Raw genomic sequence first — 22,156 nt, forward strand, 5'->3', positions numbered from 1 at the left:
GATGTCGGGTTGACCCGTTGCGGCGTCCTGACCCGTCCCCGCGCTGACCTGCGCGGGGACGGGTGGGACGGGTCGCGACGGGTCACGCGTCGGGGGCGGGTGCTGCTTCGGGGGAGGGCCGTTCCGGCGGGCAGTACCGGGTCCAGGCGTCGGTGAACTGCGCGAGGGTGAAGCCCTTGGCCTGGTTGCCGCCGGGGAAGCGGCGGTTGCCGGAGCTGATGCCGTAGTCGGTCAGCAGGGCTCGCAGCTTCAGCGGGGTAAGCCCGGCGGAGCTGATCTCGGCCCACGGCGCCTCGGGGTCGGCGTTGAGGAAGTTCAGCAGGTCGGCGGTCCGCAGGGCGGGCGGGTTGCCCACGCTGGCGAAGGCTTTGCGGATGTCGGTCAGGATGCGGATCTTCAGCCCGCCGTCCTGGTCCCGTCCGGACTCGTAGTCCGTCATGGCCTTGCACGCCGTGCGGGCGATCAGCGGCCAGCGTCCGCCCGCGAGGTCGGCGACGCTGATCAGCGGCTCCCAGGTGTCGGCGGCGCGGTCGTCGACCGGGAGCTTGGGCTCCAGCGCGATGGCCTCGTCGCGGACGCTGCCCATCCAGGCCGCGAGCCGTTCCCGGAGTGCCTTGACCTTCAGGTCGTCGCGGCCGTAGCGCCAGGAGGTCACCTTCTCGACGTCGGCGCGGCGGCGCATGCGGATGACCACGGACCTGTCCATGATCGTGTCGGGCAGGTCCCCGATGCCGGCCAGGGCGGCCATGGCGAAGGTGGAGAACTTCTGCACGTCGTGGTTCGGGCCCGAGACGCGCAGGGTGGGGCGGTTGCGCTGGTGGCCCGCGTTGAGCAGGCCGCGCATCTCCTCGTTCTTCTCCGCGACCTTCGTCGACCCGAAGATCGTGTCGACCTCGTCCACCAGCAGAGTGGGCGGGTTGCCGTCGCTGATCGAGCGGAAGATCGCCGCCGCGGACGCGTTGACCGTGATCAGCGGATCGTGGACCGCCTCGATCAGGACCTCCAGCAGCCGCGACTTCCCGCACCGCTTCGCGGGCCCGACCACCGCCAGGCGCGGCGCGTGCTGCCACACCGTCTGCAGGTGCGTGGCCGCCGCCCACAGGGTGGCGGCGGTCAGGGCCTCCTCGCTGGGCATGACCACGTAGCGGCGGATCGTGGCCCGAAGCTCGTCCAGGATCCGCTCTCCGGTCGATGCCTCGTTGTTGGGAGGCTCGACGGGGGAGAGGTCGGCGGGGCGGCCGGGTACGGCGACCGGCGGCCAGACGGCCGGGGTTGCGGTGTGGGGTGGCGTGTTGTTGGTGGCTTCGTCCATACTGGACAAAGAGCTCCTCCGGTTGTGGGCCATAAGGGACGGCAATCCCGGTTCTGCGGCCAGTCGTTCAGGGATGGGCGGCGTGAGGTTTGCGCTTTGAGCCCCTTGGTGTTGGTAGCACCGAGGGGCTTTTTGCATGTCTGCGTCCGTGACGGACCTCCCGTGCGGCGAGTCTTCATGCGTTCTTCTGCATAACCATACATGATTCTGCGACACGAAGGAAGTCCCTGCCTGTGGCAGATTGCATGGTATGGTTTTTCCTGTCGACGCGACTCGGTGTCGACCTGCGGCAAAGAACGGAGGTGCGGTGACGCAAGACGCTCACCACGAGTACGACGAGGAGGCGCCCGAGGGCGTGCTCCTCAAGGGCGAGGACAACGTCGCCACGCGGATCAAGGTCGAGCGTGACAAGCGGGGATGGAGCACCACGCTGGTGTCCGACCTGCTCAACGAGGCCGGCTACGAGATGAACCCGTCCGCGGTCTGGCGCATCGAGAACCGCAAGCGCCGCATCAACCTCGACGAGGCAATCGGCTTCGCGGAGATCTTCGGCCTGTCCCTGACCAACCTGGTCGGACCGCCGACACTGGCCTCCGGCCCGGCCATGGAACTCATCGACGACGTGGTCGTCACCAACGCGACCGCCCAGCGCGCCCAGCACGCATACCGGCGCGCCACCGACGCCCTCGCCGCCTACCTCGCCGAGCACCCCGAGATCCGCGAGGAAGCCGAAGTGATGGTCAGCAACGCCATCGCCGAGAACACCATGAAGATCAACCAGGAGCAGTTCGGCCAGCCGCCGGCCTCGTAGCAGCCGACCGCTCCACCGGCCACCCTGGGCCCGCAAACCCCCAGGCCATTGGCCCGCACCACCCATCCCATCCCTGAACGACACACCGGCCCGGCTTTCAGGGGGTTGCCGCCCCCGCCCAGACTCACCCAGCCGAGGCCAGATACGGAGCACTGCTTGCGCCACACGGCGATACCCCACACCTCCGCCCAGCCGACCCACGGGAAGGAGGTGACCACCGACCGCCTCCTCACCGTGGACGAAGCTGCCGAACGCCTCGGCACCGGCGTGCGCTACATCCGCCGACTCATCTCCGAACGCCGCATCCGCTACGTCAAGCTCGGCAAGCACGTTCGCATCGCCGACAGCGTGCTGACCGCCTTCATCGAGGAGCGGACCGTCGAGCCCATCCGCGGCCGGCGCACGGGCTACGGGCTGGTGGCCTGATGACCCGAACCCGCAGGAAGGCGCCCCGCCGCAGCTTCGGCGCGATCCGCAAGCTCCCCTCCGGGCGCTACCAGGCCCGCTACCCTGGCGCGGGCGGGATCCTGCGCGCGGCGCCGCAGACGTACGAGACCAAGCGCGATGCCGAGGTCTTCCTCGCCCAGATCCAGGCTGACCAGGCACGTGGCGACTGGATCGACCCGATGGCCGGCGAGGTGCTCTTCGCCGAGTACGCCCAGCGATGGATCGACGAGCGCGGCATCGCGGCCACCACCGACGAGCTGTACCGCAGGCTCCTGCGCCTGCACCTGGAGCCGACCTTCGGCGGGCAGTACGTCAACACCATCAGCCCCGCCAAGGTCAGGACCTGGCGGGCCGAGCGACTGAAGGCCACAGGTAAGACCACGACGGCCAAGTCCTACCGGCTGCTGAAGGCCATCATGCAGACGGCCGTCGAGGACGAGCTGATCCGACGGAACCCCTGCTCCATCCGCGGGGCGGGGCGCGAGGACGCCGACGAGCGGCCCGTGGCCACCATCGAGCAGGTCTTCGCCCTCGCCGAGGCCATCGGGATCCGCTGGCGGCTGATGGTCCTCCTCGGAGCCTTCGCATCCATGCGGCCGGAGGAACTGGCCGAACTGCGCCGAGCCGACATCGATCTCGACACCGGCTCGGTCCGGGTGCGGAGGGCCGCTCCGGAGTTGAACACCGGCCGCCGCGTGATCGGCGACCCCAAGTCCCGTGCGGGCAAACGGGAGATCATGCTGCCCGGCTTCGTCCTGCTCGACGTCCGCCGGCACCTGGAGTGGTTCGCCAAGGACGGGCCCGACGGCCTGGTCTTCGTGGGGGAGAAGGGAGCAGCCCTGCGCGGCACCACGTTCGGACGGAAGTGGCGCAAGGCCCGCGACGCGGTCGGCATGCCAAAGGAGTTCCGCTTCTACGACCTGCGCCACACCGGCAACACCCTCGCCGCCGACACCGGCGCCAAGCTGAAGGACCTGATGGTCCGCGCAGGCCAGTCGTCCGAGCGGGCGCAGCTGATCTATCAGCACTCCACCAAGGAGCATCAGCGCAAGCTGGCCGACGACATCGACGCCAACGTCCGCAGCCAGCGCACGTCGGCGGACCGGGAGGCGGGCGTCGGCGCGAACGCCACCGTCCACAGGATCGTTCCCCCGCTCGCGGCTCCTGCGGGGGCGGCTCGGCGGAGGTGACGCGCAGGGGTGCGGTCCGGCAGCCAGTCGGGCCGCACGCCAGCGGCGCGTGACGCAGGTCACTCGAAATGCGTCTCGCGATTCGAGACGACTCGGCACCCGGTGGCCGCGCGTGACGATTCGGTGCCCAATCTGACGCCCCGTTACGGCACTTATGGCACGCGAATGGCACGCGGGCCCGGATAGGTCTAGACAACAAACAAGCCCCAGGTCGGTGACCTGGGGCTTTGTTATGGAGCGGATGACGGGAATCGAACCCGCGCTATAAGCTTGGGAAGCTCATGTTCTACCATTAAACTACATCCGCGCAGTGGGCCAGTTGCCTGGATCCCTACCGTTGCACACTCTACCCCATGATCGACCCCCGGTGGGTTCGCCCCGGGGTCGTTGTTGTCTGTCGTGTGCACGGAGGCGTGTGGGTGCGGGAGTTGGGGCGTACCGTGGGGTGGCGGAGCGGCGGCTGGAGCGGGTGAGGATCATCCCCTAATGTGGCGATTCGTCGCAGTACGGCTCGTTGGGGAAAGGGACTCGATGGAGCACACCGTCGTCCGTTGTGCCGAAGGGCACGTTTTCAGTACCGCCTCCTTCCCGCTGCAGCACCTCGGTGCCGGCCGGATCGGGCCCGGGCGGCTGCTGCGGTGTCCGCGGTGCGCGCGCCTGCGCCAGGCGGTGCCCGTCGGTGGTGCGGTCAAGCGCTAGACGTACGGCCGGGCGCGCGGGCGGTCCCTCTCGATTGGGGGAGGCCCGCGCGCTCTGCGTATCCTCGGGACGTGCTTCTCTCTGACAAAGACATCCGGGCCGAGATCGACAGCGGACGGGTTCGCATCGACCCGTTCGACGAGGCGATGGTGCAGCCCTCCAGCATCGATGTGCGTCTCGACCGGTACTTCCGGGTGTTCGAGAACCACCGCTACGCCCACATCGATCCCGCGGTCGAGCAGCCGGACCTGACCCGGATGGTCGAGCCCGATGGGGACGAGGCGTTCATCCTGCACCCCGGTGAGTTCGTCCTCGCATCGACCTACGAGGTCATCACGCTGCCCGACGACATCGCCTCCCGGCTGGAGGGGAAGTCCAGCCTGGGCCGCCTCGGTCTCGTGACGCACTCGACCGCCGGGTTCATCGACCCCGGGTTCTCGGGTCACGTGACCCTTGAGCTGTCGAACCTGGCCACGCTGCCGATCAAGCTCTGGCCGGGCATGAAGATCGGGCAGCTGTGCATGTTCCGGCTCAGCTCGCCCGCGGAGTTCCCGTACGGCAGCGAACGGTACGGCTCCAGGTACCAGGGGCAGCGCGGGCCGACCGCCTCGCGCTCCTTCCAGAACTTCCACCGCACCCAGGTGAGGCACGAGGCATGAGCGACGCGGTACGCGAGAACCTGACCTACGAGGGCTTCGGCGCCGCCGTGCGCGAGCTGGCGCAGACCATCGCCGACGACGGCTACGAGCCCGACATCATCCTGAGCATCGCCCGCGGCGGCGTGTTCGTCGCCGGCGGTCTGGCGTACGCCCTGGACTGCAAGAACATCCACCTGGTGAACGTGGAGTTCTACACCGGCGTCGGCACCACGCTGGAGATGCCGGTCATGCTGGCGCCCGTGCCCGAGGCGATCGACTTCACCGACAAGAGGGTCCTCATCGCCGACGACGTCGCCGACACCGGCAAGACGCTGAAGCTGGTGCACGACTTCTGCCTGGGCCACGTCGCCGAGGTGCGCTCCGCGGTCATCTACGAGAAGTCCCACTCCCTCGTGAAGTGCGAGTACGTGTGGAAGAAGACCGACGAGTGGATCAACTTCCCCTGGTCGGTCGAGCCGCCGGTCGTCAAGCGCGAGGGCCAGGTCCTCGACGCCTGATCGCGGATCCTCCCACCGCCTGCGCGAGGGGCCCCCGGCCATCGGCCGGGGGCCCCTCGCGCACGCATGTCCGCTAGATGGTGCCCAGCTTGATGATCGACAGCAGGGCGATCAGCTGGATCGCGGAGGCGCCCAGCGCCTTCGGCCACGGCAGGTCGTGCGACTTGCTGATCAGCGAGGCGAAGAGCGCGCCCGCGGCGACCCAGGTGGCCCAGCCCAGCACCTGGACGATCATGTTGTCGCCGCCGAGGAACACGGCGAAGAGCAGGCGCGGGGCGTCCGTGATGGACATGACCAGCATCGACAGGCCCACGGTGGGCTGCCAGCTGCCGTCGCCGCCCATCTGGCGGGCCAGCGTGTGCGTGACCGCGCCCAGGAGCAGACCGCAGATGACGAAGGCCACGCCGGCGGACAGCACGATCGGGACGGCCTGCGACAGCGTCGAGTTGATCACGTCCTGGCGGGCGTCGTCGAGGCCGAAGACCGCGAGGAGGCCGTAGAGGAAGGTCACGGTCAGCGCCGGCCCCCAGACGGGGTAGTCGCGCATCTGGAGGAAGGTCTGGCCGGGCCGCGTCACGATGCCGCGGAGCAGTTCCTTCCACGGCAGCCGCGGACCGGACGGCGCCGCGGCGACGGCACCCGCCTGGTAGGTGCCGCCCTGGCTGTACGGGTCCTCGCCGACGGCGAAGGCCTGCGTGTGCCCGGGGTTGTCGTTCGAGAAGCGCCCGCCGCCTCCCTGGCCGTACGGGGGCTGCTGCGCGGGCGGGTGCTGCTGCCCGTACGGGTCGAAGTACTCCGGCTCGCCGTGCCCCCCGGCGTTCGGCTGCGGCCACTGCTGCTGCGGTGGAGGGCCGCCGACGGGAGGGTACGGCGGCCGGCCGTACGGCGGCGGTTGCTGCTGACCGTACGACTGCTGCTGCTGCGGGGGTTGTTGCGGACCGCGGTTGTCGTCCCGGCCGCGTCCGATCCTGAATCCAGCCACGTGATCGAACGTACCTGGTCCGGAGCGCCCCGGTGGCCGGGCGGGGGGAACGGACACCCTTTGCGGCTGACCTGTGACATCCCCTAGGGGATCCCCGGGGGGTTGTCCGCCCCTCCGGACCCTCTCCGTTGTGTGTCCGGTTTACGTGCTTGCGCAGTGTTCTGTAGCTCGTCGTCACGTTTCCTATGGAATGCCCATATGTATGGCCCGTAGCTTCGTGTCCGTCGCCTCCACTCAGCACGAACGAGTACGAACGAGCATGAGGAAGAGTCCCATCATGCGCAGCACCCGCCGCACCGCCCTCCTGTACCGCCGCCGCCGTCGTCGCCGGCGCGGCCTCGGCCGGCGCGGCGGGGCTCGGCTTCGCCGTCCTGTCGGCCCGGGGCTGACGGGAGGCAGCACGGAAACGCCGGAACGGCCGGTCCCCGAGTGGGGACCGGCCGTTCCGGCGTGTCGTGTCGCCTGCGGGTGCGGGGCCCGCCTACTTGGCGTCCCCGGCCTTCGCCCCGTCCGCCTCGTCCGTCTTGGCCGCCTCATCCGTCTTGGGCTCGGCGTCCGCCGCTGCCCCGGTCTCGGTGCCGGTCTCGGTCGCGGCGTCGGCCTCGGCCTTGGGCTCGGTCTCCGGCTCGGCTTCCGCCGTGGCAGTCGGCTCGGCCTCGGCGGCCGGCGCAGCACCGGCCCCGGCCGCGGCTTCCGCCTCGGCCTCGGCCTCGGCCTCGGCCTCGGCCTCGGCCTTGGCCTTCGCCGCGGCTTCCGCCTCCGCCTTCGCCTTGGCCTCTTCGGCCGCCTTCGCCTTGGCCTCCGCCTCCGCCGCGGCGGCTGCCGCAGCGGCCTCCGCCTCGGCCTCGGCCGCCAGGGCGGCCAGTTCCTCCTCCGTCGGGCCCGGGGCCTTGACCGACTCCAGCAGCAGCTGGGCCACGTCCACGACCTGCACGGACTCCTTGGCCTGGCCCTCGTTCTTCTTGCCGTTGACCGAGTCGGTCAGCATGACCAGGCAGAACGGGCAGGCGGTGGAGACGATGTCGGGGTTCAGGGACAGGGCCTCGTCGACGCGCTCGTTGTTGATGCGCTTGCCGATCCGCTCCTCCATCCACATCCGCGCGCCACCGGCGCCACAGCAGAAGCCCCGCTCCTTGTGGCGGTGCATCTCCTGCTGGCGCAGGCCCGGCACGGCCGACATGATCTCGCGCGGCGGCGTGTAGACCTTGTTGTGGCGGCCCAGGTAGCACGGGTCGTGGTACGTGATCAGCCCGTCGACCGGCGTCACCGGCGTCAGCCGGCCCTCGTCGATCAGGTGCTGGAGCAGCTGCGTGTGGTGGATGACCTCGTACTCGCCGCCCAGCTGCGGGTACTCGTTCGCGATGGTGTTGAAGCAGTGCGGGCAGGTCGAGACGATGCGCTTCGCCGTCTTCGGCTTCTTCGTCGACGGGTCGTCGTCGTCCTCGCCGAAGGCCATGTTCAGCATGGCCACGTTCTCCTGGCCCAGCTGCTGGAACAGCGGCTCGTTGCCCAGGCGGCGCGGCGAGTCACCGGTGCACTTCTCGTCGCCGCCCATGATCGCGAACTTGACGCCGGCGATGTTCAGCAGCTCCGCGAAGGCCTTGGTGGTCTTCTTGGCCCGGTCCTCCAGTGCGCCGGCGCAGCCGACCCAGTAGAGGTAGTCGAACTCGGAGAGGTCCTCCGCGTCCTTGCCGATGATCGGGACCTCGAAGTCGACCTCCTTCGTCCACTCCACGCGCTGCTTCTTGGCCAGGCCCCAGGGGTTGCCCTTCTTCTCCAGGTTCTTGAGCATCGTGCCCGCCTCGGACGGGAAGGCGCTCTCGATCATCACCTGGTAGCGGCGCATGTCGACGATGTGGTCGATGTGCTCGATGTCGACCGGGCACTGTTCCACGCAGGCACCGCAGGTGGTGCAGGACCACAGCACGTCCGGGTCGATGACGCCGTTCTCCTCGACGGTGCCGATCAGCGGGCGCTCGGCCTCGGCGAGCGCGGTCGCCGGCACACCGGCCAGCTGCTCCTCGGAGGCCTTCTCCTCGCCCTCCATCGTCTTGCCGCCGCCGGCCAGCAGGTACGGGGCCTTGGCGTGCGCGTGGTCGCGCAGCGACATGATCAGGAGCTTCGGGGAGAGCGGCTTGCCGGTGTTCCAGGCGGGGCACTGCGACTGGCAGCGGCCGCACTCGGTGCAGGTGGAGAAGTCGAGGATGCCCTTCCAGGAGAACTGCTCGACCTGGGAGACGCCGAAGACGTCGTCCTCGCCCGGGTCCTCGAAGTCGATCTCCTTGCCGCCGCTGGTCATCGGCTGGAGCGCGCCCAGCGCGGTCGCGCCGTCGGCGTTGCGCTTGAACCAGATGTTCGGGAAGCCGAGGAAGCGGTGCCAGGCGACACCCATGTTGGTGTTCAGGGAGACCACGATCATCCAGATCAGCGAGGTGCCGATCTTGATCATCGCGGTGAAGTAGATGGCGTTCTGCAGGGCGCTCGGCGACAGCCCCTCGAAGACCGTGACCAGCGGGTACGAGATGAAGTACGCCGGCTCCCAGCTGTCCACGTGGTGGATCGCACCCTCAAGGCCGCGCAGGCACAGGATCGCGAGGCCGATGGTGAGGATGATGTACTCGACGAAGTACGCCTGCCAGGCCTTCGAACCCGCGAAGCGGGACTTGCGGCCGGCCCGCGAGGGCAGGCTGAGCAGCCGGATGGCGATCAGGACCAGGATGCCGAGCACCGTCATCAGGCCGATGAACTCGATGTACAGCTCGAACGGCAGGAATCCGCCGAGGACCGGCAGCGTCCAGTCGGCCTGGAAGAGCTGGCCGTAGGCCTGCGCCAGGGTCGGCGGGAGCGTCAGGAAGCCGATCGCGACGAACCAGTGCGCGAAGCCGACGATGCCCCAGCGGTTCATGCGGCTGTGGCCGAGGAACTCCCGGACGAGGGTGAGCGTTCGGGCCTTCGGGTCGTCCGTGCGGCTGCCGGCCGGCACGGGCTGGCCGATCTTCACGAAGCGGTAGATCTGCGCCACGGCTCGTGCGAGCAGCGCGACGCCGACCACGGTCAGGACCAGCGACACGATGATCGCGGCGAGTTGCATGGGAGGGCTCCTCGGGCGGCACTTACTAAGCGGTAACTTATGAAGTCAAGGCTTGAGGTTACCCATTCCCGACGCCGCAATGTAGCTGAGCGTGCGGTGATCTGTGTCGCTCAGGCGAGCCTTTGTCGGTAGGCCGCCCGCGGGGTCTGGGCGAGGATCGCGAGGTCCATCCCGAGCCAGTGGTTCTCCACATAATGCCGGTCGAGCAGGGCCATCTCCTCCCAGGGGAGGTCGGAGCGCGCGCTCACCTGCCACAACCCGGTCATTCCGGGACGTACGAGGAGCCGGTCGGGGCGGTCCGTACGGGCCTCGGGGCGCGGGCCGACCAGCGACATCTCCCCGCGGACCACGTTGAGCAGCTGGGGGAGCCCGTCGACGGCACAGCGCTCCAGGAGGGCGCCCGTCCGCCCCGCCCCGGTCGTGTCGAAGCGCCAGGTCCGGAAGGCCCGCCCGGCGAGGCCGGCCGCGGGCTCCCGTGCGAAGGGGCGCCCGCCCCGGACCGCGCACAGCAGTGTGGTGACGGCCGCGAGCGGGAGGGCGAGTGCGGCGAGCAGGGTCAGCGCCCCGACGAGGTCGAGCACCCGCTTCGCCGGCGGGGCCGCGGGTACCCGTACCCGCGGTCGGGGGGCGGTGAGTGTGAGCGGCATGCCAGCACGCTGCCGTACGGGTGCCCGGACCCCGGCGTGCCGCGCGGCGCGGGTCCCTCGTCCGGACGCCCGGCCGCCGGGAAAACCCAAGGTTGCGCGTAAGCGGCAGCTAAAGGTTGAGTCGACCCGACTCAGTTCTGTTGACGCACGCGCGGCGATGCGGCATGGTTGAGTCTGTTCCACTCAAGTCAGCTGGAGGAATCGAAATGGCACGTGCGGTCGGCATCGACCTGGGCACCACTAACTCCGTCGTCAGCGTTCTGGAAGGCGGCGAGCCCACCGTCATCACCAACGCCGAGGGCGCCAGGACCACGCCGTCCGTCGTCGCCTTCGCCAAGAACGGCGAGGTCCTCGTCGGCGAGGTGGCCAAGCGCCAGGCGGTCACCAACGTGGACCGGACCATCCGCTCCGTCAAGCGCCACATGGGCACTGACTGGAAGATCAACCTGGATGGCAAGGACTTCAACCCGCAGCAGATGAGCGCCTTCATCCTGCAGAAGCTGAAGCGCGACGCCGAGGCCTACCTGGGTGAGAAGGTCACGGACGCGGTCATCACCGTCCCGGCCTACTTCAACGACTCCGAGCGTCAGGCGACGAAGGAGGCCGGCGAGATCGCGGGCCTGAACGTCCTGCGCATCGTCAACGAGCCGACGGCCGCCGCCCTGGCCTACGGTCTCGACAAGGACGACCAGACCATCCTCGTCTTCGACCTCGGTGGCGGTACCTTCGACGTGTCGCTGCTGGAGATCGGTGACGGCGTCGTCGAGGTCAAGGCCACCAACGGTGACAACCACCTCGGTGGTGACGACTGGGACCAGCGCGTCGTCGACTACCTGGTGAAGCAGTTCGCGGGCGGCCACGGCGTCGACCTGTCCAAGGACAAGATGGCGCTCCAGCGTCTGCGCGAGGCCGCCGAGAAGGCGAAGATCGAGCTGTCCTCCTCCACGGAGACCTCGATCAACCTGCCCTACATCACGGCGTCCGCCGAGGGCCCGCTGCACCTGGACGAGAAGCTCACGCGCGCCCAGTTCCAGCAGCTGACCGCCGACCTGCTCGACCGCTGCAAGACCCCGTTCCACAACGTCATCAAGGACGCCGGCATCCAGCTGTCCGAGATCGACCACGTGGTCCTGGTCGGCGGCTCCACCCGCATGCCGGCCGTCGCCGAGCTCGTCAAGGAGCTGACCGGCGGTCAGGACGCCAACAAGGGCGTCAACCCGGACGAGGTCGTCGCCATCGGCGCCACCCTCCAGGCCGGTGTCCTCAAGGGTGAGGTCAAGGACGTCCTGCTCCTCGACGTGACCCCGCTGTCCCTCGGCATCGAGACCAAGGGCGGCATCATGACCAAGCTCATCGAGCGCAACACCACGATCCCGACCAAGCGGTCCGAGATCTTCACGACGGCCGAGGACAACCAGCCGTCCGTGCAGATCCAGGTCTACCAGGGCGAGCGCGAGATCGCGGCGTACAACAAGAAGCTCGGCATGTTCGAGCTGACCGGCCTGCCGCCGGCGCCGCGTGGCGTCCCGCAGATCGAGGTCTCCTTCGACATCGACGCGAACGGCATCATGCACGTGACCGCGAAGGACCTCGGCACGGGCAAGGAGCAGAAGATGACCGTCACCGGCGGCTCCTCGCTCGGCAAGGACGAGGTCGACCGCATGCGCCAGGAGGCGGAGCAGTACGCGGACGAGGACCTGCGCCGCAAGGAGGCCGCCGAGTCCCGCAACCAGGGCGAGCAGCTCGTCTACCAGACGGAGAAGTTCGTCAAGGACAACGAGGACAAGGTCCCGGCCGAGGTCAAGACCGAGGTCGAGTCGGCCGTCGCCGAGCTGAAGGACAAGCTCAAGGGCGATGACACCGGCGAGATCCGCACCGCGACGGAGAAGCTCGCCGCGGTCAGCCAGAAGCTCGGCCAGGCGATCTACGCCGACGCGCAGGCCGCCCAGGGCGCCGCCGGTGCCGCCGGTGACGCCGGCCAGGCCAAGGCCGACGACGACGTCGTCGACGCCGAGATCGTCGACGACGAGAAGCCGAAGGGTGGCGCTGCCTGATGTCGGAGGAGACCCCGGGCTTCGACGAGAAGCCCGAAGTCCCCGCCGACGCCGCTCAGGACGACGCCGAGCCGAAGGCCGCCGACTCCGCCGACACGGCGGAGGGGGCGGCCCCGGCCGGGGACAGCGCACAGGATGTGGCCCTGCTGGCGCAGCTGGACCAGGCCCGTACCGCGCTCGGTGAGCGCACCGCGGACCTCCAGCGGCTGCAGGCGGAGTACCAGAACTACCGCCGCCGGGTGGAGCGGGACCGGATCACCGTCAAGGAGATCGCGGTCGCGTCCCTCCTGACGGAGCTCCTGCCCACGCTCGACGACATCGGCCGGGCGCGGGAGCACGGCGAACTGGTCGGCGGCTTCAAGTCGGTGGCCGAGTCGCTGGAGACGGTCGCCGCCAAGATGGGCCTGCAGCAGTTCGGCAAGGAGGGCGAGCCCTTCGACCCGACGGTCCACGAGGCCCTGATGCACTCGTACGCGCCGGACGTCACCGAGACGACCTGCGTGGCGATCCTGCAGCCGGGATACCGGATCGGTGAGCGTACGATCCGTCCCGCACGGGTCGCGGTGGCCGAGCCCCAGCCGGGCGCGGCCCCCAAGTCCGAGTCCGCGGAGGGCGACAAGCCGTCCGGCGAGGACGCGGATGCAGCCGACAAGGGCTGATGCAGGACACGTAGCGGCACGGGAGGAGGGACACCGGGGATGAACACGAAGGACTTCGTCGAGAAGGACTACTACAAGGTCCTCGGTGTCCCGAAGGACGCCACCGAGGCCGAGATCAAGAAGGCGTACCGGAAGCTCGCGCGCGAGTTCCACCCGGACGCCAACAAGGGCGACGCCTCCGCCGAGGAGCGCTTCAAGGAGATCTCCGAGGCGAACGACATCCTCGGGGACGCCAAGAAGCGCAAGGAGTACGACGAGGCGCGCGCCCTGTTCGGCAACGGCGGCTTCCGCCCCGGGCCGGGCGGCGGCGGCTCGTTCAACTTCGACCTGGGCGACCTCTTCGGGGGCACCCAGCAGGGCGGCCAGGCCGGCGGCTTCGGCGGCGGCCTGGGTGACGTCTTCGGCGGCCTGTTCAATCGCGGCGCCGGCCCGGGTGCGGGCACCCGTACCCAGCCGCGCCGCGGCCAGGACATCGAGTCGGAGGTCACCCTCTCCTTCACGGAGGCGGTGGACGGGGCCACGGTCCCGCTCCGGATGTCCTCGCAGGCACCCTGCAAGGCCTGCTCGGGCACCGGCGACAAGAACGGCACGCCCAGGGTGTGCCCGACCTGTGTCGGCACCGGTCAGGTCTCGCGCGGCAGCGGCGGCGGCTTCTCGCTGACCGACCCCTGCGCGGACTGCAAGGGCCGCGGCCTGATCGCGGAGACCCCCTGCGACGTCTGCAAGGGCAGCGGCCGGGCCCGCAGCTCCCGCACCATGCAGGTCAGGATCCCGGCGGGCGTCTCCGACGGCCAGCGGATCCGGCTGCGCGGCAAGGGCGCCCCGGGCGAGCGCGGCGGTCCCGCCGGTGACCTCTACGTGGTGGTGCACGTCGGGACCCACCCGGTGTTCGGCCGCAAGGACGACAACCTGACGGTGACCGTTCCGGTGACGTTCGCGGAGGCGGCACTGGGCGCCGACATCAAGGTCCCGACCTTGAACGGACCGTCGGTCACGCTGAAACTGCCCCCGGGCACCCCGAACGGGCGTACGATGCGGGCCCGCGGCAAGGGTGCGGTCCGCAAGGACGGCACCCGCGGGGACCTGCTGGTTACCGTGGAAGTGGCGGTTCCGACCGAGCTGTCCGACAAGGCACGCGAGGCGCTGGAGATGTACCGCGAGGCGACGGAGTCGCAGGACCCGCGCTCCGCGCTGTTCGAGTCCGCGAAGGGAGCATGACATGGACGGCCGCCGACGACAGTCTTCCCGTCTGGGAAGCGGTTACCAACTCACCGACGAGACCCCGGTCTACGTGATCTCGGTGGCCGCCCAGCTCTCGGGCCTGCACCCGCAGACCCTCCGCCAGTACGACCGTCTCGGCCTGGTCTCCCCGGACCGTACGGCCGGCCGCGGCCGGCGCTATTCGGCCCGGGACATCGAGCTGCTCCGCACGGTGCAGGCGCTGTCCCAGGACGAGGGCATCAACCTGGCGGGCATCAAGCGGATCATCGAACTGGAGAACCAGGTGGCCGCGCTCCAGCAGCGCGTCGCCGAGCTCTCGGCCGCGGTGGACGGCGCGGCGGCCACCCTGCGGGCCCGCGAGGCCCAGGTGCACGCCTCGTACCGGCGCGACCTGGTCCCGTACCAGCCCCCGCAGCCGGGCAGCGCCCTGGTGGTCTGGCGCCCGAGCCCCAAGCGCCCGATGGACTGAGGCGCGCTCCGCGCCCGCGCAATCGAGAAGGCCCCGCCCGGATGATTCCGGGCGGGGCTTCTTCGTGCTCAGTGCTTCCCTGCGTTATCTCTCAACCAAGTAGGTTGCTCATGGACGAGAAAGTCAGAACGACACCTATGACCCCCGTAGCCAAACGGATCACCGTCGGGCTGAACCCTGCGCCAGGAGTAACGGGGCTGCGATCCATCGAATACTGGAAAATTCGATAGGCGCAGTCTCGAACATTGAATGCGATGGACAGAGCCACTACCGCCATTATTCCTTGCCAGATGGCGTGCAAATAGCCGACCGCTTCACCCTGGGCGGCTGTGATCATGATGTCCTCTTTCGTTAAACGAAACATGATATTGGAGCAAAGTGGCGGCGTTCGGACCGATCACGGCAGTGTCGGCCGGAACGTTACCAGAGGTGCAAGAAGTCACCCACGTGGTCGAATACAGTTCCCACTGTTGCGATGTGCGTCTTCCCCGAGCCGAAGTTGCCACCCAGGCCAAGATTGAGACCGCCCGAGGTGGTCACGCCGTGCACGATGTCTCCACGTTCGTTTCTGGTCCCGAAGGTGCCCCGATGACTGAGAGTCAGAGGCCCGAGGGTGCCACCCACACCTGCGGCCTCCCCTCTTACCTGATCAACTGAGTCCGCGTTGCTGAACACGAGCCCCGCGGTGATACCCACCCCGGCTTCAAGGCCTGCTTGCTCTTCTGTGACGGCGGCCAGGGCGTAGTCGTCACCCACTCGCATGAAGCACCCGGATCCCTCGAACCCGGCGCCGAACGTGGCGTTGGCGCTCACGCAAACGCCAGAGGTCTTGCTGTAGGACATTACATACGAAGCCGCATTTTTGATCGATTTCCCAGCTTCCTTGATCCGGCCTGAGGAATTTCCGTAGGAGAACAGACCGAGACTCGCGGCCCCTTGGCAGAAGGCGCCCTCCTGATCCTTGGGGAGGTAGCACTTCTCCGTACTCAGCCAGGCGTTCAGCCGCTCCACATAGGTCTTCTTGGTGGGGTAGCGGATCTTCAGTTCCTTGTCGGAGAGGAGCCGCCCGCCGTTGACGTGGATGTTGCCGCGCTTGTCGACGGTGACGGTGACCTTGGGCTTGTCGTTTTTACCCTCGGATTTATTGTGCTCCTCAATGGTCTTTCCGTTGGTTTCGCCGCCGCCACCGCAGTAGCCGTACCCGAAGCAGCTTTCGAGACCCGTTGGGTCCATCTGCGAGATCGGGTTGTTGTTCGCGTAGTTGTACCCGTTCATCTGGAGCGGGTTGGTGATGTCGATGATCGGGTCGACGGAGATGAAGCGGCCGGTGGCCGGTTCGTATTCGCGGGCGCCGATGTGGGTGAGGCCGGTGCTCGCGTCGTCGTTGCCGGTGCCGAGGAAGGTACGGCTGCCGGGCCAGTTGTTGACCGGGTTGCCGCGGGTGTTGCCGTACGGGTCGAACTTGCGGCGGGTGACCGGCTGTCCCGTCGACTGCTCGACCGCGACGGTCGCCGTGTTGTGGTGGTCGGCCAGCAGGACGGTCAGCTTGTGGCCGGTCGCCTTGCCGTTCGTCTGCCGGGTGGTGGTGACACCACCGGGGCCGCTGTAGTAGCGGACGGCGTCGATGGCCTGCCCGGCCTTGTTCACGGTGAACTCGGTCTCGCCGAGGTAGAGCGTCCGGCCGGTGCCGGTCTCCTCGACGAGGCGGTTGCCGCTCGCGTCGTAGATGTACTTCGTGGTGGGCTCGGCAGGGTTCCACTTCTGGTTGGTGCCGTTGTTGCAGGCGTAGACCAGGAGGTCGGTGCCGTCCGCGGTGTTGCCGTTCGGGACGTCGACGCAGGCTTTGGCGTCCTCGTTGTAGAGGGCCTTGTCAGTGTCGCCGCGGTGGACGAACTCCTGCTCGACGCCACCGTTGCAGGTGGCCAGGACCGCCTTGCCCTGCAGCGCGGTCAGGCACTTGTCCAGTGCGCGGACGGTGTTGCCGGTCAGGCGCCACTCCTGCGCCTTGGAGGTGTTGCAGGGCCACAGCTGGACGGGGGTGCCGTCCGCGGTGCGGCCCCCGTCGACGTCGAGGCACTTGCCGGCCAGGCCGGTGATGGCGACGGCGCCGATGCCGGGGCTTGACGCCTCGGTCAGCTTGTTGTTGCGGTCCCAGGTCAGGGCCTGGGTGTCGGCGTCGATCTTCCGTGACGTGGTGTTGCCGGCCGCGTCGTACTCGTAGGTGGAGCGGGACAGGAGGGTCGTCCCCTGCTTCTTCTCCGCCTTGGAGAGGGCGTGCGGCTTGGTGGTCGCGACCGGCGGCTGGCCGCCGCCGGGGCCGACGCCGTAGGTGTACGTCGTCGTCTGGTCCAGTGCCGGGTTGGTGAGGTGGTGGTTCACCAGCTGGGTGCGGTTGCCGATGGCGTCGAACGCGTACGACTGCCAGTAGCCGTCACCGTCCGGACCGGCGGTGACGTCGCTCAGGGAGGGCCCCGTGCACGCGGACGTCTTGCCGGTCCAGGCCTTGGTGAGCTGTCCCAGCGGACTGTACGCGAAGCACTGCCGGTCGATCAGGCCGCCGGGGCGGGTGTCCGTGATCGAGGTGGGGTTGCCCGCAACGTCGTAGCTGTAGGACAGCTCCGAGATCCGGTGGTCCTTCGGAGTTTCCCGGTCGGCGATCGCCTGGGTGACGCGGCCCGTGTCCGGGTCGTGCGTCGTGGTCGTCCACACCCGGTTCGGAGCCTGGCCCGACGCGGTCCGCAGGACCTCCCCGAAGGGGCTGTACAGCACCTCGCCGGTGTACCAGGACAGGCCCGACACGGTCTGCGGCAGCCCGTCGGCGTTGTACCGGGTGATCAGCTTCTCGGCGGCGAGGCCGCCCGGCGTGGCGGGAAGGGTCGTCGAATGGACCGCGCCCGTGGGGGTGTAGGTGGTGCTGTAGGCGTACGTGCCGGCCAGGCCCTTGGTGGCGGCCTTGTCCGGGATGGTGATCTTCGAACCGGTGGGCCGGTACTCGCTGTCGTAGCCGGTGATCTCGCTCTTGTACGCCGTCTCGCCGTCCGCCTCCGTGCGGGTGTACGAGGTGGCGGAGACGGGCTTGCCCTTGCCTCCCGCCAGCGTGTCGTACGTCCACGAGGCCGTCAGCGGACCGGTCGCCGACTCCTCGCGCGACTCCGTCTTGCGGCCGAGCTTGTCGTAGACGTGGTAGGTCCGCTTGCCGGCGGCGCTCTGCGCCCACTCCTGCTGGTCGAGGGTGTTGTAGCCGAAGGAGGCCGCACCCATGTCCGGGTCGGTGGAGCCGGTCAGGCGGCCGCGGGCGTCGTAGGTGTACGTCCACTCGTTGGTGAGGGCGTCGGTGACCTTGGCCAGCTTGCCGCGGACGTCGTACGTGTAGGTGGTGTCGTTCCAGGTGGTCAGGTCACTGGCCGTGGCCCTCTGGATCCGTGTCGTGCGGTTCAGCACGTCGGTCCAGGTCTTGGTGGACTGGCTGCCCGGCAGCGCGGTCGTGCCGTTCGCCGACATGCCGCTGCGCTGGAGAGTCCAGTTGCCTCCGTACGCGACGGTGTCGGAGTGGTGGTCGTTTCCTCCGAGGAGAGTGGTGGTGCGCACGGGGCGGCCGAGGCCGTCGTATGCGGTCGTGGTGGAGTTCGGGACGTGGAAGTCGGTTTCGGGGACGAAGATCTTCCGGTTCGGTTCGCCCTCCGCGTAGTAGGCGTTGTTGGTCCGGCGGACGGTGCCGTTCGCGTTGTACAGCTTGTCGTTGACCACGCGTCCGCCGCCGACGGCTTCCGTCTGGGTCTGGCGCGGGCGCAGCAGGCCGTCGTAGATCTCGATGGAGCTCTCGTAGGTGCCGTCGTCCCGCAGGATGCGCGAGGTGACGGCCGGGGGCTCGTGTTCCGCGACCTGGTAGTCGAAGGTCTGCCGGGCCTTGTCGGAGGCCGGGTTCTGGGAAGGTGTCCAGACCGCGCTGGTCCGGCCCAGCGCGTCGTACTCGGAGGTGATCTTCCGGTTGTTCTGGTCGGTGACCTCCAGGACGAGGCCCCGGCCCGGGTCGAGCTTGGTGGTCGACTTGTGGTTCAGGGCGTTGGTGGCGCTCTGGGTGAACGCCGGCCCGGTCGTCGGGTTGAACGTGGTGGTGACGGCGTTGCCGGTGGGGTCGTACGTCTTGACCGTGCGGCCGAGGGAGTCGTACTCGAAGCGTCCGGTGGTGATCCAGCCGGTGCCCGCTCCGTCCTGGGTGTCCGTCTGGAAGACCAGTCCCTTGACGGGCGGGGTACCGAAGGCGTTCAGCGCGTCGTACGAGGTACGGGTTTTGGAGAGCAGGGTGCCGGTCGCGGTCTGGGCGCACGTGCCGGCCGTGGCGCGCACGTCCCACGCCAGTCCGATCAGGTGCTTGGTGGTGTTGTGGACGTAGGCGGTGGTGGTGCAGGCCTGGTCCTGGACCGTCCAGCCGCCCGAGCCGTTCGACGTGGCGGCCTCGGCCTCCGAGGTGGTCCTCAGGCCGTGGACGGGCTCGAAGGTGTCGATCACGCGGTTGCGCCGGGTGCCGCCGTCGATCGCCTCGTACTGGTCGGTCTGCCTGGTGTTGACGCGGAAGGCGTCCAGGGCGGTGGTGCCGGGGCGGGCCTGGGTGGCCGTCTTCGTGCTCTCGTACCGGGTCACCTCGCGGGCGGCGACGGTGCCGCCCGTCCCGGCCTTGGTGTAGGTGAGGGTTTCCGCGGTCTTGCCCGCGTACTGGCGCAGGTCGTCGCCGAGCGTCTCGCCGGTGGAGTCCTTGACCGTGATCACGGCCCGGCCGGCGTCGCCTGACATGCCCCGGAAGTAGTGGGCCTCCGTCCGGGACTCCTGGGTGGCCTCACGTGCGACCGCGGTGTCGGTGACGCCCTTGGTGGTGATCACCGTCGCGTAGCCGCGCCACTGGTTGTAGGTGCGCAGCTCCGGCTTGGTGAACGGGTCGTCGTCCTTGGCCCAGGCCGCGCCGTCCTTGTACTGGTAGACGGTCTTGACGTCGGGCTGGCGGGCGACGCGGTCCTTCTCGACGACCTCTTCGACGACGTACTTGTTGAACCACTCCAGCGGCGGTGTCTTCAGGTCGCCGTCGGGGGACCAGTGCGTGGGGAAGCAGCGGCTGGTGTTCTCCTCGGGCTTGGTGCTGATGGGGCCGACCGGGCACGGATCGGAGTAGTTGACGTGGATCTCACCGCCGGTCTCGTTGCGGATGGTCTCCACGCGCAGCCGGTCGAAGTCCGGGGTCGCGTCGTCCGAGCTCTTGGCGACGCGGTTGGGCATGTCCTGCTCGTTCGCAAGGAACGAGACCGCCGGCAGCGGGGCGGTGATCAGGTTGCCGCTGTCGTCCTTCTTGGTGCTGTAGCCGGTGCGCTTGATCGACTCCAGCCACAGCGGCGGGTGGGTGTCGGTGCGCTGCTTCGGGAACGACTGGGTCAGGGCCCAGTGGTCGACCTCGGTGAGGGCGGTGCTGCCCTCGGTGCGCTGCGCGAAGGTGGTGATGCCGGTCAGGCGCTTGCGGGACCAGAAGGAAGGGACCGAGACCTGGCAGGTTGTCGCGGAGAAGGTGCAGTTCAGGGTGGACGGGGTGTCCCACCAGGGTTGCTTCTTCTCGTAGTCCTTCGACTCGAAGTCGGTTTTCGCGCACGTCGACTTGCCTTCGGCCGGGATGCAGCGCTCGTCCACGTCGAACGCGACGCGGGCGGCCGGCGGTCCGGACAGGTTGTTCGAGCGCAGGCCGTAGGTGATCTGGGTCGGGTGGCCGCCGCGGACGTAGCCGACCTTGGCGGGGTCCTTCTCCGTGTACTGCTCGTTCTTCGAGTAGCGGTTTTCCTCCGGTTCCCAGTCGATGATGAGGGCATTGCCGTGGACGTCCTCGACGTAGTCGAGGTTCCACCGCCAGGCCTGCTTGCAGGAGGAGTCGGCGAATTTGTCCGTGTTGCAGGGCTCGCCGGCGTGGTTGCCGAACACCGGGACGTTGAAGACGGACTTGGTCACCGGGCGGGTGCCGGAGCCGTCGACATCGTGGCGGCCGAAGAAGTAGCGCGTGCCGTCGCGGGTGGTGACGACCCAGTACTCGTTGTCCTTGGCGCCGTTGGCGACGTTCGCGTCGGTCAGGCGCTCGACCCTGGAGCCGTCGTCGTCCGCCGGGATCCACTTGCCGGAGGCCGCGTGGAACACGAGTGCCGTGGTGCTGCCGCCGAGCGACATCACCATGTTGTCGCCGGCCCAGCAGAGGTCGTTCTTCTTCTTGTCCGCGTCGTTGGCGTTGTTGGGTGCACCGGGCGCCGGCGCCAGGTCGTCCGAGCAGGAACGGTAGCGCCGCTCGATGAAACCGGGGTGGTAGTCCCAGCCGTCACCGATCCAGGAGGCCTGCCCGTTGGCGACCGAGGTCTTGCCGTCAACCGCTTGGGAGCTGTACGAGAGGGCGACCTTGGGTGCGGGGCCGGCCGGCGGCTGCGGGACGCCCACCGGATAGCTCCAGGAGAACCCGCCGCCGCTGCTGCCCGCGCTCCAGGAGCCGGACGGGGAGAGGGAGGTGGCCTTGTACGTGCCGCCCGCCCCGGAGGCGGAGTCGGTCGCGGCCAGCACGGTGGGACCGCCCCCGCCGGTCAGGGCCATCGTGCGCAGTCCCTGACCGGGCGCGGTGGCCGGGTCGACGGTCGCCCGGACCGTACCCGTCTCCGGGTCGTTGGTGCTCGGGACGGTCTTTGCTTTGCTGCAGTCGGGAATCTCCGGCGTGGTGAGGAAGCACGTGGGGAGCTGCTTGATCTCCAGCCGGGAGGCCCACTCGGTGCCGTACAGGTCCTTGAACTGCTTGTAGTCAAGCTGGACGTCGACCGGGGTCGAGCCCTCTACCGGCGGCGTGACCTTGATGATCGCACCGTCCAGACCGGCTGCCTCGGTCGTCTCGCGGTCCTTGACCTCCACCGACCAGGTACCGGACGGGGCCGGGGGAGTCGGGTCGGCCTCGGTGGGGGAGGCCTTGCCGATCATGACGGGCAGGGTGCCTGCCTGGACCAGGTCCGTCCCGTTTTCGGAGCTGAGCGGGACGGGCTCGGCCCCGCCCGTCGGCGGCTGCTCCTTCTGCGGCTCGTACTCCTGCGAGGGCTTGGCCGCATCGCCGTCCCAGCCTTCGAGCTTCGCGGCCTCGACCTTGTCGAGCTTCGCCTTCACGTCCTCCTGGAGGCCCGGCAGCTCGACGCCGATCCGGTTGCCGGGTGGTGCCGCCCACGCCTGGGTGGGCAGAAGAGTGGACACCAGGACCACGGAGAGCGTGATCCCGGTGCGCGCCAGATGTTTGCGCGCCTTCCCGTTTCCGGGTAGGCGCAAATTACGCGCCGCAAAGGGCGACATGTGTACCCCCCATACCGCTGCGGCCCGGGTGTCGAAAATGCGGGCCGCAGGGAGTTGACAAATTGCCAGCAGATCTT

The 22,156-nt window shown here is 68.8% G+C and carries 16 protein-coding genes and 1 tRNA gene; 10 read left to right on the top strand and 7 right to left on the bottom strand.

Going from position 1 to position 22,156, the window contains the following annotated elements; all coding sequences use genetic code 11:
- Positions 1–82 precede the first annotated feature (82 nt).
- The gene (locus ACIPXC_RS15370) at positions 83–1,312 is read right to left on the bottom strand and encodes a DUF3631 domain-containing protein (RefSeq protein ID WP_401617482.1); all 1,230 of its coding nucleotides are present in this window, start codon (positions 1,310–1,312) and stop codon (positions 83–85) included.
- A gap of 307 nt (positions 1,313–1,619) precedes the next feature.
- Here ACIPXC_RS15370 and ACIPXC_RS15375 point away from each other — a divergent pair, with 307 nt between their 5' ends.
- The 3 genes from ACIPXC_RS15375 to ACIPXC_RS15385 all read left to right on the top strand — a co-directional run bounded on the left by ACIPXC_RS15375 (position 1,620) and on the right by ACIPXC_RS15385 (position 3,760).
- Positions 1,620–2,123: a helix-turn-helix domain-containing protein gene (locus tag ACIPXC_RS15375; protein WP_401617485.1), complete on the top strand. Its 504-nt coding sequence runs from the start codon at positions 1,620–1,622 to the stop codon at positions 2,121–2,123.
- A gap of 210 nt (positions 2,124–2,333) precedes the next feature.
- On the top strand, positions 2,334–2,549 hold the full coding sequence (locus tag ACIPXC_RS15380) for an excisionase family DNA-binding protein (RefSeq protein WP_401617487.1): 216 nt from the start codon (positions 2,334–2,336) through the stop codon (positions 2,547–2,549).
- Positions 2,549–3,760 carry a tyrosine-type recombinase/integrase gene (locus ACIPXC_RS15385; RefSeq protein ID WP_401617490.1) on the top strand — a complete coding sequence of 404 codons (1,212 nt, stop codon included), beginning with the start codon at positions 2,549–2,551 and terminating at the stop codon, positions 3,758–3,760. The genes ACIPXC_RS15380 and ACIPXC_RS15385 overlap by 1 nt, the downstream gene beginning before the upstream one ends.
- Before the next feature lie 233 nt (positions 3,761–3,993).
- Here ACIPXC_RS15385 and ACIPXC_RS15390 read toward each other — a convergent pair.
- Positions 3,994–4,067, bottom strand: a tRNA-Gly gene (locus ACIPXC_RS15390).
- 179 nt (positions 4,068–4,246) lie between these two features.
- Between ACIPXC_RS15390 and ACIPXC_RS15395 the strand changes: the two genes are divergently transcribed.
- The 3 genes from ACIPXC_RS15395 to ACIPXC_RS15405 all read left to right on the top strand — a co-directional run bounded on the left by ACIPXC_RS15395 (position 4,247) and on the right by ACIPXC_RS15405 (position 5,615).
- Positions 4,247–4,459: a hypothetical protein gene (locus ACIPXC_RS15395; RefSeq protein ID WP_076044107.1), complete on the top strand. Its 213-nt coding sequence runs from the start codon at positions 4,247–4,249 to the stop codon at positions 4,457–4,459.
- A 71-nt stretch (positions 4,460–4,530) separates the two neighbouring features.
- Positions 4,531–5,118: a dCTP deaminase gene (dcd, locus tag ACIPXC_RS15400; protein WP_401617493.1), complete on the top strand. Its 588-nt coding sequence runs from the start codon at positions 4,531–4,533 to the stop codon at positions 5,116–5,118.
- Complete coding sequence (locus ACIPXC_RS15405; protein ID WP_401617496.1) at positions 5,115–5,615, top strand: phosphoribosyltransferase; 501 nt, start codon at positions 5,115–5,117, stop codon at positions 5,613–5,615. Before dcd ends, ACIPXC_RS15405 begins: the two co-directional genes overlap by 4 nt.
- A 73-nt stretch (positions 5,616–5,688) precedes the next feature.
- On the opposite strand, the gene ACIPXC_RS15410 is transcribed toward ACIPXC_RS15405, so the two are convergent.
- From ACIPXC_RS15410 to ACIPXC_RS15420, 3 genes are all read right to left on the bottom strand, one after another.
- Entirely contained in the window at positions 5,689–6,597 is a 909-nt protein-coding gene (locus tag ACIPXC_RS15410; RefSeq protein ID WP_401617499.1) for a Yip1 family protein, read from the bottom strand.
- A gap of 481 nt (positions 6,598–7,078) precedes the next feature.
- Positions 7,079–9,688 (bottom strand): (Fe-S)-binding protein, encoded by a 2,610-nt coding sequence (locus ACIPXC_RS15415; protein WP_401617502.1) that lies wholly within the window; start codon positions 9,686–9,688, stop codon positions 7,079–7,081.
- A gap of 110 nt (positions 9,689–9,798) precedes the next feature.
- Positions 9,799–10,335 (bottom strand): sugar transferase, encoded by a 537-nt coding sequence (locus ACIPXC_RS15420; protein ID WP_401617504.1) that lies wholly within the window; start codon positions 10,333–10,335, stop codon positions 9,799–9,801.
- A 206-nt stretch (positions 10,336–10,541) separates the two neighbouring features.
- On the opposite strand from ACIPXC_RS15420, the gene dnaK reads away from it, so the two are divergent.
- Genes dnaK through ACIPXC_RS15440 form a run of 4 tightly spaced genes read left to right on the top strand, consistent with a single transcriptional unit; the run spans position 10,542 to position 14,738 of the window.
- On the top strand, positions 10,542–12,389 hold the full coding sequence (gene dnaK, locus ACIPXC_RS15425; RefSeq protein WP_401617507.1) for a molecular chaperone DnaK: 1,848 nt from the start codon (positions 10,542–10,544) through the stop codon (positions 12,387–12,389).
- Positions 12,389–13,048, top strand: a complete 660-nt coding sequence (grpE, locus tag ACIPXC_RS15430; protein ID WP_030647929.1) for a nucleotide exchange factor GrpE — start codon at positions 12,389–12,391, stop codon at positions 13,046–13,048. The genes dnaK and grpE overlap by 1 nt, the downstream gene beginning before the upstream one ends.
- Positions 13,049–13,087: 39 nt before the next feature.
- Entirely contained in the window at positions 13,088–14,266 is a 1,179-nt protein-coding gene (dnaJ, locus tag ACIPXC_RS15435) for a molecular chaperone DnaJ (RefSeq protein WP_401617512.1), read from the top strand.
- Position 14,267: 1 nt separating this feature from the next.
- Entirely contained in the window at positions 14,268–14,738 is a 471-nt protein-coding gene (locus ACIPXC_RS15440; protein ID WP_030647935.1) for a heat shock protein transcriptional repressor HspR, read from the top strand.
- Positions 14,739–14,829: 91 nt separating this feature from the next.
- On the opposite strand, the gene ACIPXC_RS15445 is transcribed toward ACIPXC_RS15440, so the two are convergent.
- Both ACIPXC_RS15445 and ACIPXC_RS15450 read right to left on the bottom strand, forming a co-directional pair.
- Positions 14,830–15,075: a hypothetical protein gene (locus ACIPXC_RS15445; RefSeq protein ID WP_401617516.1), complete on the bottom strand. Its 246-nt coding sequence runs from the start codon at positions 15,073–15,075 to the stop codon at positions 14,830–14,832.
- 83 nt (positions 15,076–15,158) lie between these two features.
- Complete coding sequence (locus ACIPXC_RS15450; RefSeq protein WP_401617519.1) at positions 15,159–21,983, bottom strand: ricin-type beta-trefoil lectin domain protein; 6,825 nt, start codon at positions 21,981–21,983, stop codon at positions 15,159–15,161.
- Between the last annotated feature and the right edge of the window lie 173 nt (positions 21,984–22,156).

Origin of the sequence: Streptomyces sp. NPDC090021 (assembly GCF_044748225.1) — a bacterium.
Lineage (GTDB): Bacteria > Actinomycetota > Actinomycetes > Streptomycetales > Streptomycetaceae > Streptomyces.

Excerpts from the sequence above, each read along its gene's own strand:
- ACIPXC_RS15370 (WP_401617482.1), bottom strand. The coding sequence starts at position 1,312 with ATGGACGAAGCCACCAACAACACGCCACCCCACACCGCAACCCCGGCC.
- ACIPXC_RS15385 (WP_401617490.1), top strand. The coding sequence starts at position 2,549 with ATGACCCGAACCCGCAGGAAGGCGCCCCGCCGCAGCTTCGGCGCGATC.
- ACIPXC_RS15395 (WP_076044107.1), top strand. The coding sequence starts at position 4,247 with ATGTGGCGATTCGTCGCAGTACGGCTCGTTGGGGAAAGGGACTCGATG.
- ACIPXC_RS15405 (WP_401617496.1), top strand. The coding sequence starts at position 5,115 with ATGAGCGACGCGGTACGCGAGAACCTGACCTACGAGGGCTTCGGCGCC.
- ACIPXC_RS15415 (WP_401617502.1), bottom strand. The coding sequence starts at position 9,688 with ATGCAACTCGCCGCGATCATCGTGTCGCTGGTCCTGACCGTGGTCGGC.
- ACIPXC_RS15420 (WP_401617504.1), bottom strand. The coding sequence starts at position 10,335 with ATGCCGCTCACACTCACCGCCCCCCGACCGCGGGTACGGGTACCCGCG.
- dnaK (WP_401617507.1), top strand. The coding sequence starts at position 10,542 with ATGGCACGTGCGGTCGGCATCGACCTGGGCACCACTAACTCCGTCGTC.
- grpE (WP_030647929.1), top strand. The coding sequence starts at position 12,389 with ATGTCGGAGGAGACCCCGGGCTTCGACGAGAAGCCCGAAGTCCCCGCC.
- dnaJ (WP_401617512.1), top strand. The coding sequence starts at position 13,088 with ATGAACACGAAGGACTTCGTCGAGAAGGACTACTACAAGGTCCTCGGT.
- ACIPXC_RS15440 (WP_030647935.1), top strand. The coding sequence starts at position 14,268 with ATGGACGGCCGCCGACGACAGTCTTCCCGTCTGGGAAGCGGTTACCAA.
- ACIPXC_RS15445 (WP_401617516.1), bottom strand. The coding sequence starts at position 15,075 with ATGATCACAGCCGCCCAGGGTGAAGCGGTCGGCTATTTGCACGCCATC.